Source organism: Stenotrophomonas sp. ZAC14D2_NAIMI4_7 (assembly GCF_003086675.1).
Classification (GTDB): domain Bacteria; phylum Pseudomonadota; class Gammaproteobacteria; order Xanthomonadales; family Xanthomonadaceae; genus Stenotrophomonas.
In genome coordinates this window covers 284,319-298,642 of the sequence record NZ_CP025995.1, presented here as the reverse complement: position 1 = coordinate 298,642, position 14,324 = coordinate 284,319, and the positions used below count along the sequence as shown (strand labels likewise).

Genomic DNA, 14,324 nt, shown 5'->3' with positions numbered 1-14,324 from the left:
CCTTACTTCAGGCTGATGGTGGTGTTGACGCCGTGGCTCAGCGTCTCGTCATCGAACCAACGTGCGGTGACGGTCTTGGTCTGGGTGTAGAACAGCACCACCTGCTTGCCATACGGGCCCAGGTCGCCCAGCTTGGATGCGCGCGAACCGGTGAACGAGAACAGCGGCACCGGCACCGGAATCGGCACGTTGATGCCGACCTGGCCCACGTCGATGTCTTCCTGGAACTTACGTGCAGCGGCGCCGGACTGGGTGAACAGCGCAGTGCCGTTGCCGTTCGGGTTGCTGTTGACCATGGCGATGGCCTCGTCCAGCGTTTCCGCTTCCAGGATGACCAGCACCGGGCCGAAGATTTCTTCCTGGTAGATGCGCATGTCGGTGGTGACACCGGCAAAAATGGTCGGGCCGACGAAGTTGCCCTTCTCGAAGCCATCCACCTGCGGCTTGCGGCCGTCGAGCACCAGCTTGGCGCCCTGCTCCACGCCCGAGGCGATCAGGCCTTCCACGCGCTCGCGGGCGCTGCAGGAAATGACCGGGCCGACATCGGTGCCGGCCACGGTGCCGCCGCTGACCTTGAGGGTCTTGGCCTTGGCCACCAGGTCCTGCACCCAACCGCGTGCCTCACCCACCAGCACCAGGGTGGAGGCGGCCATGCAGCGCTGGCCGGCCGCACCGAAGGCGGCGCCGACCATCGCGTTGAGGGTCTGTTCCTTGTTGGCGTCCGGCAGCACCACGGCGTGGTTCTTGGCGCCCATCATGCACTGCACGCGCTTGCCGGCCAGCGAGGCGCGGTTGTAGACGTGGGTGCCGACACGGGTGGAACCGACGAACGACACCGCCTTGATGTCCGGGTGGTCGCAGATCGCATTGACCACTTCTTCGCCACCGTGCACCACGTTCAGCACGCCCTTGGGAATGCCGGCTTCCAGCGCCAGTTCGACCAGGCGCATGGTCACCATCGGGTCCTGTTCGGACGGCTTGAGGATGAAGGTGTTGCCCGTTGCAATCGCCATCGGGAACATCCACAGCGGAATCATCGCCGGGAAGTTGAACGGGGTGATGCCGGCGCACACGCCCAGCGGCTGCATGATCGTGTAGGTATCCACGCCGTTGGCCACGTTGTTGGCCAGCTCGCCCAGCTGCAGGTTGCCGATGGCGGCGGCGTGCTCGACCACTTCCAGGCCGCGGAACACATCGCCTTCCGCATCGGGCAGGGTCTTGCCTTGTTCGGCGGTGAGGATGTGGGCCAGCTCGCTCATGTTTTCGCGGATCAGCTGCTGGTACTTCAGGAAGATGCGCGCACGGGTACCGATCGGGGTCTTGCGCCAGGTCTTGAAGGCTTCCTTGGCGGCTGCGACTGCGGCATCCACTTCGCTGGTGGTGGCGAACGGCACCTGCGCCAGCACGTCCTGGGTGGCCGGGTTGACCACGTCCTGCCAGTGGGAGGTGGCCGATTCGATGAACTGGCCATCGATCAGCATGCGGATACGGGGCGCTGCAACAGTCATGACGACAATCCCACGGGCTCGAAAGATGCTTGGCATTATTCACAGCACCCACCTCGATTTCCGGGCTGAATCCGCTTAATCTGGCCAACACGCCAGACGATTCCTGTTAATTCTGTGAATTTCCAGCCCTCCCAGCGCCAGTTGGGCCTGCGCCTGCTGCGCCTGCGCGAGCAGCGCGGCTACAGCCAGGTGGATCTGGCCCGTGCCTTGGGCCTGTCGGCCAGCTACCTGAACCAGATCGAGCGCAACAAGCGCCCGCTGACGCCGGCCGTACAGCAGAAGCTGGGCGAGGTGTTGGGCGATGTTTCCGCCCTGTTCGACGACGATGAGCCCGCGGCACTGCAGGAATCGTTGGGCGAGACCCTGCGCGACCTGGGCCTGGCCGATGTCAGTGCCACCGAACTGCGGGCACTGGCCGGCAACCTGCCGCAGGTCAGCCGCGCCCTGCTGGACCTGCACCGCCGCCACCTGGCGTTGCGCGAGCATGCCGCCGCACTGGAGTTCCAGCTGGGCGAGCCCGGCGCCGGCAGCACCCTGCCGGCCGGTGACCAGGTGCGCGAGTTCTTCAACCGCATGCACAACCACATTCCCGAACTGGACGAACTGGCCGAGCGCCTGTTCGCCGAATGGGGACTGGCGCCGGGCCACGTGGCGCCGCGCCTGCGCCAGCTGCTGGCCGACCGCCACGGCGTGCTGGTGGAAGTGGCCGCGCTGCAGGCCGGGCGCGAGAAGCGCCAGTACGACGCCGGCAGCCGCACGCTGTGGCTGCCGGATTATCTGGAACCGGGCCAGCAGGCGTTCCAGATGGCGGCCGAGCTGGCCCTGCGCGGCTACCTGCCGCAGATCAATGCGGTGGTGGCGCGCGCGGGCTTCCACGATGAAGCGCGTATCGCGCAGGCGCGGATCGGCCTTTCCAACTACTTCGCCGGCGCGCTGGTGATGCCGTACATGCGCTTCCTGCGCGCGGCGGAGGCCAGCAGTTACGACATCGAACTGCTGGCACACCAGTTCGGCGTGGGCTTCGAGGCGGTCTGCCACCGGCTGAGCACGCTGGCGCGGCGCAGTGCGCCCGGGCTGCCGTTCTTCTTCATCCGCGTGGACCGTGCCGGCAATGTGTCCAAACGCCATTCGGCCACCGATTTCCACTTCTCGCAGGTAGGCGGTTCGTGCCCGCTGTGGATCGTCTACGAGGCGTTCAACCAGCCCGGGCGCATCCTGACGCAGACCGCGCGCATGCCCGATGGGCGTCGTCATTTCTGGTTGGCGCGGCAGGTCAGCAGCGGGCCGGTGGGGCATGGCCAGCCGCGCAAGACCTTCGCGGTGGCGCTGGGCTGCGACCTGCAGCATGCCGAGCGGCTGGTGTACTCGCTGGGGCTGGATGTGCAGAGCCCGGGTAATTCGGTGTCGATCGGGCCGGGTTGCCGGGTGTGCCCGCGCGAGGACTGCATGCAGCGCGCGTTCGTGCAGTTGCCGGGGAGGTAGGGGTTTGCAGGGCCGCGCCCTGCACCTGCTCAACGTCAACGTCAACGTCAAGAGCGGGCTTCCTGTGAGCAGGCGGGGTGGGTCCGGTTGCGGGGGACGCTGCAAGTAAGTACCTGTAAGCTCGGTCGCGCCATCCATGGCGCTCACGCCCCCGCAACCGGACCCACCCCGCCTTTGACAGTTTTTTGCGAGCGGTGGGAACAGCACGGGGTCAGATCCCGTTGCGGCGCAACGGGCTCTGACCCCATCCGGATGTCGCCGTGGGTAGGTGCCCGCCTTGGTGGGCACGCTCTGGCCCTGCGCGGAATGCATCCACGCGTGGCGTGGATCTACTAATCCCAATACACGGTCAGCACGCGGTGACCTTCCGAGGGCACGGGTGCGTCGATGTGTTGGCCGTACGGCCAGCCTTCGCCCACGCCGTCACATTCCAGGCCCTGCAGCCACCCTTCTACGGTCTCGACGTCGGCGCGGGTGAGCACGTGCACGTTCTCCGCAGCAGGCCATTCGCTGTCGTCTTCCAATGCGCTGCCCCAGTCCTGGTGCAGGCCTACATACACGCCTTCCACTTCCGGCTTTGCTGCAATCACGGCCAGGCGCGCGTACAGCTCGGCAATCGGCGGGCGGCCGAAACCCCATTGGTTGGGCGCGATGCATTCTTCGAAATCATTGCCTTCGAAGTACGCGGCCAGTGGCACCACCGGCAGGTGCTCCGGGTCGCGGGCATCAAGGCGTTCAAGCAGATCCAGCAGTTCCTGGCGGGCAGACATCCACAGCTCCTTGCAGCAAGAAGCACGATTGTATCGATCGCGCTCAGTAGATCGGTGTCACCTTCATCTGCGGCAGCGGGCGCGGTGCGCCGTCGGTCAGGTCCGGGCCCAGGTCTTCCCAGGTGCGGCCCTGTTCCACCATCAGCCCCCACAACTGCTGCGACGCCTGGCGCTTGTCTTCCGAACCCAGCTTGTACGACGGCGGCACCGGCTCACCCACGGCAACGCTGGAATACGCGGCGCGGTAGGCCAGCACCTGCTGCGCCGGGTCGTCGGTGCGCGCCACTTCCAGGGTGTAGCGCTGGTAGGCCGACGCCAGGTTGCGCCAGCGGATCCAGTAGTGGTTCTCGAACGAGAACGCACAGAAGCGCGCGCCGGCCAGGCTGCCCTTGTCGGCAATGCGGGTCAGCACGTCCTGCGGCATGTCCAGGTTCATGCCGCCCTCGTCGCCCTGAAGGCTGACGTGCACGATGCGGTCGCGGTAGCCGGGCGCGCGCGCCTGCAGCAGGTCGCGCCAGTTCTGCATGGTGGCCACCACGGCGAACAGGAAGCGCCCCAGTTCCCCGGCGGCCAGCGGCGTGGCGATGGACTGGTAGTGGCGCTGCCAGCCATGGCGGTTGCCGGTAGGCAGGAACACCGACTTTTCCAGGGCCGCGCGCGTACTGCCGCCGTGGCTGACTTCTTCAGCGTGCTGCGGGTACACCAGGTTGATGGCGAACGTGGGCCAGCGCGGCATTGCCGCGTCGAACAGGTGGATGGGGAAGTTGCTGCTGATGCCGCCATCGGAGAACCAGCACACGCGGAAGGCGGTGATCACCGGGCCGCACGCCTGGCCGGCGCTGGTCAGCCCTTCCATGCTGTCGGCCACGTTGTGCTCCTGCGTGGCCGGCGCCGCCGCCGGTTCGCAACGGCGCTCGCGGCGGGCGGGTTCGTGCAGCGGCACGGCGCTGATCAGCAGCGGGAAGCTGAGGCTCATGCGTGTGGCCACCAGCACCGGCAACTGCGCGCCCTGCGGCAGATGGTAGTACTGGCGCCCATCCACCTGCAGCGGCGCCCCGGCCTGCTGTACCAGCCAGTCCACCACGCTGGCCGGGAACAACTGGGCGAATTCCTCGCGCAGGAACCAGAACTGCGCCCCGCCCAGCGGCAGGGTGCGCGGTTCGTTGTGGGACACGCAGGTGGTGATCATCTGCAGGCTGATGGCCTGCGGGCTGTGCGGTTCGCCGGCATAGCGCGGTGCATCGTGCAGATCGGCGAAGGTGAGCGGAGCGTCCAGCGGCTTGCCCGCCAACTGCTGCAGGCGCGCGTGCAGCCAGTCGGTCAGCGCAGGAGTCTGCGCGTCGCGCCCCAGCCCGCTGCACAGGCCCAGCAGGTTGCGCCGGGCGACACGGGCCACGCGCAGTGCCGCGCCAGCCACACCTGCGCCATAAGCGCACAGCAGCGACGGCAGCAGGGTGGCCGCCACACCGCTCCAGCCGCCGCCCAAGCCGCCCAGCGCCAGCAGAAGGGCCAGCGACACCAGCACTTCCAGCGGTGCGATGGTGAACACGGCCACGGCCAGGCACAGCAGCTTGCGCGGCCAGCGTGCCTTGCCGGTCAGCACCACCAGCAACCGGTATGCCGAACGCGCGCCGCGCGCGGGTTGGAACAACCCGTAGATGAAGCCGCGCCGCGACAACTGCGCCGACACCGCCGACAGCCCACCGTAGCCCGCCTCACCGGCCAATGTTTCGCCGGCCTGCTGGCGGCGGTCGCCATACGCGGCCGCCGCAGCCACCGCCGCGGCAATGGCCCCGGCCGAGGTGCCGCCGATGCTCTTGAAGCGGTACTGCTGGGCCAGCGCCAGCACCGCGTTGGGATACACGATGCCGCTGGTGATGCCGCCTTTCATGACCAGATCGCAATATTTGTCCGCCACTGCCCTGCCCCCGTGCATGCCGTCCACCGCGTGGGTTCCAGTATGGCGCAGGGGCTTCTCAGGGCCTGAGAACCGCTGCGCAGTCAGCGTGATTCCCCCTTGGCCGGGCGCCGTGCCGCGTGCACACTGCGGCCAGGAAGCGGACTGCAGGGACTGCCCATGACCACCCGACGCGCCTTCATTGCTGGCTGCGGCGCCGCTGCGGCGGCCACCGCCTGTTCACCCGGGCAGGCCCCCATCGGCAACGACATCAGCCAGCTCGAACCCACCCCACTGGCGGGCATCACCCGTATCGACGGCCAGCGCCCGCTGGTAGACGTTCTACAGCGACATCGTGGCCCGGTCTGCGTGGCCGGTGGTCGCTTCAGCATGGGCGGGCAGACCAGTGCCAACGGCGCCCTGCAACTGGACATGACCGGCCACAACCGGCTGCTGCGGCTGGATGTGCCGGGCAAGGTGGTGCGCGTGCAGGCCGGCATGCGCTGGCGCGAACTGCAGGCCCTGCTGGACCCGCACGACCTGTCGGTGAAGGTGATGCAGAGTTTCAGCAGCTTCACCGTGGGCGGCTCGGTCGGCGTGAACTGCCATGGCCGCTACGTCGGCAGCGGCAGCCTGGCCGCGACGATCCGCGCCCTGCAGGTGGTACTGCGGTCGGGCGAGGTACTGGAAACATCGCGCAACCAGCACCCGGACCTGTTCGCAGCGGTGATCGGCGGCTATGGGCTGCTGGCCGTGGTGACCGAAGTGGAACTGGATCTGGCCGACAACACACGCATGGCGCGGCACATGCAGCGCATCGCGCTGGCCGACTACCCGCGGTGGTTCGCCGACAACGTGCAGGCGCGCGGTGATGCGCTGATGCACAACGCCGATCTGCTGCCGCCGCGTTTCGATGCACCGGTAGCGGTGACCTGGCGCCGCAGCAACGGCGCGCTGACCGACACCCGCCGGCTGGTGCCGGTGGGCGACCGCTATGCCTACGAACAGAACATGATCTGGGCAGTGTCCGAACTGCCGGGCGGCGCGCAGCTGCGCGACAGTTCGGTGGTGCAGAAGCAGCTGCAGCAGCCGCGGGTGATCCACCGCAACCTGGAAGCGAGCCTGGACGTAGCCTCGCTGGAGCCGCGCACGCGCGCGATGTCCACCTACCTGCTGCAGGAGTACTTCATCCCGGTGCGGCAGTTCCAGGCGTTCGCCACGCGCATGGCGGCGATCCTGCAGCACCACCATGTGGACGCACTGAACGTGTCGATCCGCCACGCGCCGGCCGATACCACTTCGCTGCTGGCGTGGGCGCGCCAGGAGGTGTTCTGCTTCGTGCTGTACCACAAGCAGCGACGCTTCCCGTGGAGCGATACCCTGGCCACCGGCTGGACGCGGGCGCTGATCGATGCCGCGCTGGACTGCGGCGGCAGCTACTACCTGCCCTATCGCCCGCATGCCACCCGCGAACAATTCCGCCGCGCCTACCCGCAGTGGCAGCGATTCGTTGAAGCCAAGCGCCAGTACGACCCACCGATGCAGCTGGTGAACCATCTGTGGCAGCGCTACCTCGCGGTGCCATAGCAATTGGGTCGGATCCCGTTGCAGCGCAACGGGCTCTGACCCCAACCCCCTTGACCCGCGCGGCCAACGCGTCCACCGTGGGCGCGCCGAAGGTATCCCTGGCGCGGCTGGATGGTGGCAGGGGTTTGAATGGGAATCCGGTGAAGGCGCCTGGCGCGCCCATTCCGGAGCTGCCCCGCAGCGGTGAATGGAAACGAAGCCTGCCAACAGCACTGGGCGCATGCCTGGGAAGCGGCAGGGAGTAGGTGGGCTGCGGCCCGTGTCCATCAGCCCGAATACCGGCCCCGGCCGGGGGACACGACCGTCCCCTGATTCGACCTGGACTCTCCGCGGGGAGGGTGCCGGGGCCATCGTCGTCCTGCGCGCGCGGGCGCTGTGGCCGCGTGCGTCCTGTTCACGGTGTCCGGCCCGATCCGTTCCCCACGCTGCCACGCACCCGACGATGACCGAGCTTCAACGCCCCACCCTGACCCTGCCCGCCGACGGCAAGCGCCTGCTGCTGCATTCCTGCTGTGCCCCGTGTTCGGGTGAAGTGATGGAGGCGATCACCGCCTCCGGGATCGACTACGCGATCTTCTTCTACAACCCCAACATCCACCCGGTGAAGGAATACGAGCTGCGCAAGCAGGAAAACATCCGCTTCGCCGAGCAGCACGGCATTCCGTTCATCGACTGCGACTACGACACCGACAACTGGTTCAGCCGCGCGCGTGGCATGGAAAACGAGCCCGAGCGCGGTATCCGCTGCACCATGTGCTTCGACATGCGCTTCGAGCGCACGGCGCTGTACGCGCACGAGCACGGCTACGACACCATCAGTTCGTCGCTGGGTATTTCGCGCTGGAAGAACATGGCGCAGATCAATGACTGCGGCATCCGCGCCGCGTCGCGCTACCAGGGCCTGCAGTACTGGGACTACAACTGGCGCAAGGGCGGCGGCGCCAGCCGCATGGTCGAGATCAGCAAGCGCGAGCAGTTCTACCAGCAGGAATACTGCGGCTGCGTGTACTCGCTGCGCGATGCCAACCGCCACCGCCGCGAAACCGGCCGCGAGCGCATCAAGATCGGCCTGCTGTACTACGGCCAGGATGCGGCAACGCCCAAGGGCGATTGACGCACGCGCACGGGGCGGCCACGCTGGTCGCCCCCTTCTGTTGTAGTGGATCTGCCATGACCGTCCTGCCCGCCGATGTCGCCCTGCTGGTGATCGACCTGCAGCCGGACTTCATGCCCGGTGGTGCGCTGGCCTGCGCCGACGGCGACGCGCTGGTGGCGCCGATTGCCGAGCTGCTGGCGCAGCGCCGCTACCGCACGGTGGTGGCCACCCAGGACTGGCACCCGGCCGACCACGCCTCCTTCGCCAGCCAGCACCCGGGAACGCGCCCGTTCGAGACCATCCTGCTGCACGCGCAGCCGCAGACCCTGTGGCCCGACCACTGCGTACAGGGCAGCGACGGTGCCGCGCTGCACTCGGGCGTGGACTGGAACGTGGCCGACCTGATCCTGCGCAAGGGCACCCGCCCGCAGGTGGATTCGTACAGCGCGTTCCGCGAGAACCATGGCCCGGAGGGCGAACGGCCGCCGACCGGGCTGGCCGGCTGGCTGCATGAGCGCCGCATCCGCGAGGTGCATGTATGCGGCCTGGCACGCGATTACTGCGTGCTGTGGAGTGCGCAGGACGCGGTGAAATCCGGTTTCCGGGTGAAGTTCCTGTGGGACCTGACCCGGCCGGTGACCGAAGCCAACGACGCGATGGTGGGCGAGGCCTTGGGCAAGGCGGGGATTGCGGTCATCTGAGGAGCGCCCGCCGGGCATGGCCCGACGCTACCTGATCGTCCCGGTCGCCGTGTCGGATCTGCCGCTTGTGCGCCGCTTCATGCGGCAACACAATGAGCCATCCAGCCCCTCCAGTACGCCCCCCTACAGATCGCGGGACGGCCGAACCAGGGGCTTTTCATTGGATGAAAGCGGGAAGGCAACGGCATGCCAACGGCAGTTCTCATAGATGGCGGCTACTTCGTCAAGCGATTCCGCCGCATTGAACCTCATAACGCCTACAACCCTGAACGTGCAGCCGAACTGGCACACCGTTGGGCGCTGGCGCATCTCGCATCCTCGGGTTGCGACAGGCGCGATCTCTACCGCATCTTCTTCTACGATTGCCCACCCTTACGGAAACGGATGCACAACCCGATATCGGGTGCCTGCATTGATTACGCGCGATCACCCGAAGCACTGTTCAGGGTCGCCCTGCATGACGCCCTGAAGCAGAAGCGGAAAGTGGCCTTGCGACTTGGCCATCTCGCAGACTCCAACGCGTGGACGACCGACTCCAGAACGCTCGATGCCCTGCTGAAGGGCAAGCGCACATTCTCCGCGCTCCTGCCGAGCGAACTGCATCCGGAAGTTCGGCAGAAAGGGGTGGATATGCGTATCGGCTTGGATATTTCCTCGCTGTCGTTGAAACGACAGGTACGTCAGATCGTGCTTGTCGTTGGTGATTCCGACTTCATTCCAGCCGCCAAGCTCGCGCGGCGGGAGGGCGTGGATTTCGTGCTGGACCCGATGTGGTCATCGATTCCACCGGGTCTCTTGGAGCACATCGATGACGTTCGATCCACATGCCCCAGACCTGCCGTCAGGCACTACACATGGGGTGCGAAGGCCTCTGTTGCGGGAAGCGATTAACCACATCGCCGGGCATGGCCCGGCGCTACCCAAGGTGACGGTCGGTAGCGCCGGGCCATGCCCGGCGGCCACGCAACCCGCTGTCAGCGGAACACCACCGTGCGATGCCCATTGAGCAGGATGCGGTGTTCGACATGGCGGCGCACGGCCCGCGCCAGCACCTGCGATTCGGTATCGCTGCCCAGCCGCACCAGGTCGCGCGGCGTCATGGCGTGGTCCACGCGGGCCACGTCCTGTTCGATGATCGGGCCTTCGTCCAGGTCTTCGGTCACGTAGTGCGCGGTGGCGCCGATGATCTTGACCCCGCGCGCGTGCGCTTGGTGGTACGGCTGCGCGCCCTTGAAGCTGGGCAGGAAGCTGTGGTGGATGTTGATCGCACGGCCGGCCAGCGCGCGGCACAGGGTGGGCGACAGAATCTGCATGTAGCGCGCCAGCACCACCAGGTCGATGCGCTCGCGCTCGACCAGATCGATGATCTGCTGTTCCTGCACCGCGCGCGTTTCCGCATTCACTGGCAGGTGGTGGAACGGCACCTGGTAGGACGCGGCCAGCGGCGCGAAGTCGGCGTGGTTGGACGCCACCGCGGCGATATCCACCTTCAGCTGCCCGCTGTGCGCGCGGAACAGCAGGTCGTTCAGGCAGTGGCCCTGCTTGCTGACCAGCACCAGCAGGCGCGCGCGGCGGCGGCCGTCGTGCAGCTGCCAGTCCATACCGAAATCGGCGGCAAGCGCGGCCATGGCGCCATGCACCGTGTCCAGCGGCAGGCCAGCGTCGCGGTCGAAATGCACGCGCAGGAAGAAACGACCGCTCTCCTCATCGCCGAACTGCTGGGCGTCGAGGATGTTGCAGCCGTGGTCGAACAGCAGCCCCGACACGCGGTAGACGATGCCGGTGCGGTCGGGACAGGACAGGGTAAGAATGGAATCGGGTCGCATGACCCAAGTTTAGGGCAGCACCCTGCGGCGGTGCACAATGCTGTCAGATGCAACCGATCTTCAGTGCGGATGCACCGTCAGCGCCACCAGGCGCACCACCAGCGGGCGCACCAGCAGCACACCACAGAACGCCACCGGCATGGCCATCTGGTAGGCCGCCAGCACCCGCGCCAGATAGCCGCTGCCCAGCCCGGCGTTGGCCGCAGTGATGACCAGGCACATCAGCAGCGCCATCAGGCTGGCCATGAAGAAGGCGAACACGAACGGCGTACTGCGGGCGTGCAGCTTCCAGCGGAAAGATCGGGGGTGGGCCATCGCACATCGCATCGGTGAAGTGGGCCGGCAGGCTAGCGGGGCGACGGCCTGTGCACAGCCCCGTCGCGCTTGGTGCAGACCCAAGCCACGCTTGCCGGTTTCCGTGGCAAGCTGGGCGGTCATGAACCTGTTGCAGCTCATCCGCAGCTTCACCCGCACTGCGCAGACCGGCAGCATTGCCGCGGCCGCGCGCAGCCTGGGCATCAGTGCCACCGCCGTGGGCCAGAACATCCAGCGTCTGGAAACCCACCTGGGCGTGCGCCTGCTCAACCGCAGCACGCGGCAACTGGCCCTGAGCGAGGCCGGGGCGCTGTACCTGGCCCAGGTGCAGCACATTGAGGCCGACCTGGCCCGTGCGCAGGCGCTGGTGACCGCCGACGACATCGTGCCCAGTGGGCCGCTGCGCATTGCCAGCAGCCGCGCCTTCGGCCGCCATGTGCTGGCGCCGCTGCTGCCGTCGCTGCAGCAGCGCTACCCGCAACTGCAGCTGGAACTGCGCCTGAGCGATCGCGCGGTACAGCACGGTCCGGAAACGGTGGATGTCAGCCTGCGCATCGGCGCGCAGCTGGAAGATGGGCTGGTGGCGCGGCCGCTGGCGCGCATTCCGTTCCTGTTCTGCGCCGCCCCGGCCTACCTGGCCGCGCACGGCACGCCGCAGGAACCGGCCGCGCTGCAGCACCACCGCGGCCTGCTGCACCGCTTCCCCACCGATGGCCGGCCGCTGCGCTGGGCCCTGCGGCGTGGCGATGCGCGGGTGGACGCGGCCCTGCCGCCCAGCATGGTCTGCGATGACATCGACGCGCTGGCCGAGCTGGCCGCCGCCGGTGCCGGCATCACCCGGCTGGCCGCCTTCGTGGCCGACCCGTACCTGCGCGATGGCCGGCTGCAGACGGTGTTCGGCCCGGCCAGCGCGTGGCAGCCGGAGCCAATGGAAGTGTTCTTCTGCGTAAGCGACCGGCGCGACTTCACCGCGCGCATCCGCGCCCTGTTCGAGCACCTGCAGGCCGGCCTGCCGCCGGCCTGGCAGGTGTGATCGGCCTCAGCGCGCGCGGAACACGTTGCGCGCTTCGCGCGGTTCGCAGCGCAGGTACTGCGGCGCCGGCACCACGCTGTCGCCCAGGGCGGCAGCGGCATGCCACGGCCAGCGCGGGTCGTACAGGATGCCGCGGGCCAGGGCGATGGCATCGGCCTGGTTGTGGCGCAGGATCGATTCGGCCTGTTCCGGCTCGGTGATCAGGCCGACCGCGATGACCGGCATGCGCAGCTTCTTGGCCTTGATGGCCGCGGCGAACGGCACCTGGTAGCCCGGGCCCACGCTGATCTTCTGGCGCTCGTCCAGGCCGCCGCTGGACACGTGCAGGAAGTTGCAGCCGCGCGCGTCCAGCACCTGTGCCAGGGCTTCGCTCTGCACCACGTCCCAGCCGCCTTCGACCCAGTCGTTGGCGGAAATACGCACGCCCACCGACACCTTGTCCGACACCGCTTCACGCACCGCGTCGAACACTTCCACCAGCAGGCGCAGGCGGTTCGGCAGCGAGCCGCCATAGTCGTCGGTGCGGCGGTTGCTGAGCGGCGACAGGAACTGGTGCAGAAGGTAGCCGTGGGCCGCGTGGATTTCGATCAGCTCGAAGCCCAGGCGCTCGGCGCGCACCGCGCTGGCGGCGAAGGCGGCCACCACCTCGGCAATACCGGCTTCATCCAGCCCCTGCGGCGCCGGGTCGTTGGTATGGAACGGCAGCGGCGACGGCGCCACGGTGGGCCAGCCACGGGCATCGTCGGCCGGCAGCTGGCGGCCACCGTCCCACGGGCGAGCGGTGGAAGCCTTGCGGCCAGCGTGGCCCAGCTGGATGCCCAGCGGCATCGGCGACCAGCGCCGCACGCTGGCCAGCACCTGCGCCAGCGCCGCTTCGGTACCGTCGTCCCACAGCCCCAGGTCGGCATAGCTGATGCGCCCGCGCGGTTCCACTGCGGTCGCTTCCAGGATCAGCAGGCCGGCGCCGGACTGCGCCAGGCTGCCCAGGTGCTGGGCATGCCAGTCGCTGGCGCGGCCATCTTCGGCGGAGTACTGGCACATCGGCGCGATCACGATGCGGTTGGACAGGGTAAGCGGGCCGAGGGTGACCGGCGAGAACAACTGGCTCAAGGCGATAGCGACATGCGGAGGGGGTGCGTATTGCACCGCTGCACGGCCTGCGGATCAACCGTCTGGATGGATCGCTGTTTCGCGGGGGGGTGAGCGGTAGCGCCGGGCCATGCCCGGCGGGCAACGGCGGCCGCGCTGCGCGCTCGCCGGGCATGGCCCGGCGCTACCGGCTGACGAAGCCGGCCAGGGCCTCGGCGCAGTCGCGTTCATCCTTGAACTGCAGCAGGTCGTCGGCGCGGGTGCGACCGCGGTTCAGCGCCGCTACCGGCAGGCCGGCCTTGGCCGCGGCCTGAACGAAACGGAAGCCGGAATAGACCATCAGTGAGGAGCCCACCACCAGCACCGCATCGGCCTGCTGCAGATGCTCATGCACCGCCGCTACCCGTTCGCGCGGCACGTTTTCGCCGAAGAAGACGACATCTGGCTTCAGCAGGCCGCCGCAGTACGGGCAGTCCGGCACCACGAACGCGGAAAAATCCGTCTCCAGATCCGCATCGCCATCGGGGGCGATGCCGGCCTCCAGCGCGTCCCAGCCGGGGTTGGCGTCCAGCAGGCGCTGCTGGAAATCCTGGCGCCCGCTGCGGCGTTCGCAGCCCATGCAGCGCACCAGGTCCAGCCGCCCATGCAGATCGATCACGTTCGTGCTGCCGGCACGCTGGTGCAGGCCATCCACGTTCTGGGTCAGCAGCACCTGCAGGGTGCCGCGGGCTTCCAGCGCGGCCAGCGCCTGGTGGGTGCCGTTGGGCAGGGCCAGGCCGAAGCGCGGCCAGCCCAGCAGGCTGCGCGCCCAATAGCGCTGGCGGGTGGCCGCCTCGCCCATGAAGGCCTGGTAGGTCACCGGCGGCGTGCGCTTCCACTGGCCGTCGGTATCCCGATAATCGGGAATGCCCGAGGCGGTGCTGCAGCCGGCGCCGGTGAGCACGAACAGGCGTTGGGCGCGGTCGATGAAGTCGGTCAGCTGCGGGGTCATGGCAGCGAAATGGGGGCGCGCGGGCGCCC

The 14,324-nt window shown here is 68.1% G+C and carries 13 protein-coding genes and 1 riboswitch; of the genes, 6 read left to right on the top strand and 7 right to left on the bottom strand.

Annotated features, from left to right (window positions below; translation table 11 throughout):
• Positions 1-2: 2 nt before the first annotated feature.
• Positions 3-1,508 carry a CoA-acylating methylmalonate-semialdehyde dehydrogenase gene (locus C1922_RS01295; protein WP_108748131.1) on the bottom strand — a complete coding sequence of 502 codons (1,506 nt, stop codon included), beginning with the start codon at positions 1,506-1,508 and terminating at the stop codon, positions 3-5.
• A 114-nt stretch (positions 1,509-1,622) separates the two neighbouring features.
• Here C1922_RS01295 and C1922_RS01290 point away from each other — a divergent pair, with 114 nt between their 5' ends.
• The gene (locus tag C1922_RS01290; RefSeq protein ID WP_108748130.1) at positions 1,623-2,990 is read left to right on the top strand and encodes a short-chain fatty acyl-CoA regulator family protein; all 1,368 of its coding nucleotides are present in this window, start codon (positions 1,623-1,625) and stop codon (positions 2,988-2,990) included.
• A 332-nt stretch (positions 2,991-3,322) separates the two neighbouring features.
• Here C1922_RS01290 and C1922_RS01285 read toward each other — a convergent pair whose 3' ends face one another.
• Complete coding sequence (locus tag C1922_RS01285; protein WP_108748129.1) at positions 3,323-3,760, bottom strand: hypothetical protein; 438 nt, start codon at positions 3,758-3,760, stop codon at positions 3,323-3,325.
• A gap of 43 nt (positions 3,761-3,803) precedes the next feature.
• Positions 3,804-5,696 carry a patatin-like phospholipase family protein gene (locus tag C1922_RS01280; protein WP_108751443.1) on the bottom strand — a complete coding sequence of 631 codons (1,893 nt, stop codon included), beginning with the start codon at positions 5,694-5,696 and terminating at the stop codon, positions 3,804-3,806.
• Positions 5,697-5,837: 141 nt separating this feature from the next.
• On the opposite strand from C1922_RS01280, the gene C1922_RS01275 reads away from it, so the two are divergent.
• The 4 genes from C1922_RS01275 to C1922_RS01260 all read left to right on the top strand — a co-directional run bounded on the left by C1922_RS01275 (position 5,838) and on the right by C1922_RS01260 (position 9,932).
• Positions 5,838-7,244 carry an FAD-binding oxidoreductase gene (locus C1922_RS01275; RefSeq protein WP_108748128.1) on the top strand — a complete coding sequence of 469 codons (1,407 nt, stop codon included), beginning with the start codon at positions 5,838-5,840 and terminating at the stop codon, positions 7,242-7,244.
• 113 nt (positions 7,245-7,357) lie between these two features.
• Positions 7,358-7,528, top strand: a riboswitch (cobalamin riboswitch).
• A 158-nt stretch (positions 7,529-7,686) separates the two neighbouring features.
• The gene (locus C1922_RS01270; RefSeq protein WP_108748127.1) at positions 7,687-8,358 is read left to right on the top strand and encodes an epoxyqueuosine reductase QueH; all 672 of its coding nucleotides are present in this window, start codon (positions 7,687-7,689) and stop codon (positions 8,356-8,358) included.
• 56 nt (positions 8,359-8,414) lie between these two features.
• The gene (gene pncA, locus C1922_RS01265) at positions 8,415-9,041 is read left to right on the top strand and encodes a bifunctional nicotinamidase/pyrazinamidase (protein ID WP_108748126.1); all 627 of its coding nucleotides are present in this window, start codon (positions 8,415-8,417) and stop codon (positions 9,039-9,041) included.
• 186 nt (positions 9,042-9,227) lie between these two features.
• Complete coding sequence (locus C1922_RS01260; RefSeq protein ID WP_108748125.1) at positions 9,228-9,932, top strand: NYN domain-containing protein; 705 nt, start codon at positions 9,228-9,230, stop codon at positions 9,930-9,932.
• An 83-nt stretch (positions 9,933-10,015) separates the two neighbouring features.
• On the opposite strand, the gene purU is transcribed toward C1922_RS01260, so the two are convergent.
• Entirely contained in the window at positions 10,016-10,867 is an 852-nt protein-coding gene (gene purU, locus C1922_RS01255; protein ID WP_108748124.1) for a formyltetrahydrofolate deformylase, read from the bottom strand.
• A 60-nt stretch (positions 10,868-10,927) separates the two neighbouring features.
• The gene (locus C1922_RS01250; RefSeq protein WP_199912211.1) at positions 10,928-11,182 is read right to left on the bottom strand and encodes a DUF2798 domain-containing protein; all 255 of its coding nucleotides are present in this window, start codon (positions 11,180-11,182) and stop codon (positions 10,928-10,930) included.
• A gap of 121 nt (positions 11,183-11,303) precedes the next feature.
• Here C1922_RS01250 and C1922_RS01245 point away from each other — a divergent pair, with 121 nt between their 5' ends.
• Complete coding sequence (locus tag C1922_RS01245) at positions 11,304-12,215, top strand: LysR family transcriptional regulator (protein ID WP_108748122.1); 912 nt, start codon at positions 11,304-11,306, stop codon at positions 12,213-12,215.
• A 6-nt stretch (positions 12,216-12,221) separates the two neighbouring features.
• On the opposite strand, the gene C1922_RS01240 is transcribed toward C1922_RS01245, so the two are convergent.
• Positions 12,222-13,325, bottom strand: a complete 1,104-nt coding sequence (locus tag C1922_RS01240; protein ID WP_108748121.1) for an NADH:flavin oxidoreductase/NADH oxidase — start codon at positions 13,323-13,325, stop codon at positions 12,222-12,224.
• 163 nt (positions 13,326-13,488) lie between these two features.
• The gene (locus C1922_RS01235; protein ID WP_108748120.1) at positions 13,489-14,295 is read right to left on the bottom strand and encodes an NAD-dependent protein deacetylase; all 807 of its coding nucleotides are present in this window, start codon (positions 14,293-14,295) and stop codon (positions 13,489-13,491) included.
• Between the last annotated feature and the right edge of the window lie 29 nt (positions 14,296-14,324).

Coding starts and splice junctions, on each gene's coding strand:
- C1922_RS01295 (WP_108748131.1), bottom strand. CDS start 1,508: ATGACTGTTGCAGCGCCCCGTATCCGCATGCTGATCGATGGCCAGTTC.
- C1922_RS01285 (WP_108748129.1), bottom strand. CDS start 3,760: ATGTCTGCCCGCCAGGAACTGCTGGATCTGCTTGAACGCCTTGATGCC.
- C1922_RS01280 (WP_108751443.1), bottom strand. CDS start 5,696: ATGCACGGGGGCAGGGCAGTGGCGGACAAATATTGCGATCTGGTCATG.
- C1922_RS01275 (WP_108748128.1), top strand. CDS start 5,838: ATGACCACCCGACGCGCCTTCATTGCTGGCTGCGGCGCCGCTGCGGCG.
- C1922_RS01270 (WP_108748127.1), top strand. CDS start 7,687: ATGACCGAGCTTCAACGCCCCACCCTGACCCTGCCCGCCGACGGCAAG.
- pncA (WP_108748126.1), top strand. CDS start 8,415: ATGACCGTCCTGCCCGCCGATGTCGCCCTGCTGGTGATCGACCTGCAG.
- C1922_RS01260 (WP_108748125.1), top strand. CDS start 9,228: ATGCCAACGGCAGTTCTCATAGATGGCGGCTACTTCGTCAAGCGATTC.
- purU (WP_108748124.1), bottom strand. CDS start 10,867: ATGCGACCCGATTCCATTCTTACCCTGTCCTGTCCCGACCGCACCGGC.
- C1922_RS01250 (WP_199912211.1), bottom strand. CDS start 11,182: ATGGCCCACCCCCGATCTTTCCGCTGGAAGCTGCACGCCCGCAGTACG.
- C1922_RS01245 (WP_108748122.1), top strand. CDS start 11,304: ATGAACCTGTTGCAGCTCATCCGCAGCTTCACCCGCACTGCGCAGACC.
- C1922_RS01235 (WP_108748120.1), bottom strand. CDS start 14,295: ATGACCCCGCAGCTGACCGACTTCATCGACCGCGCCCAACGCCTGTTC.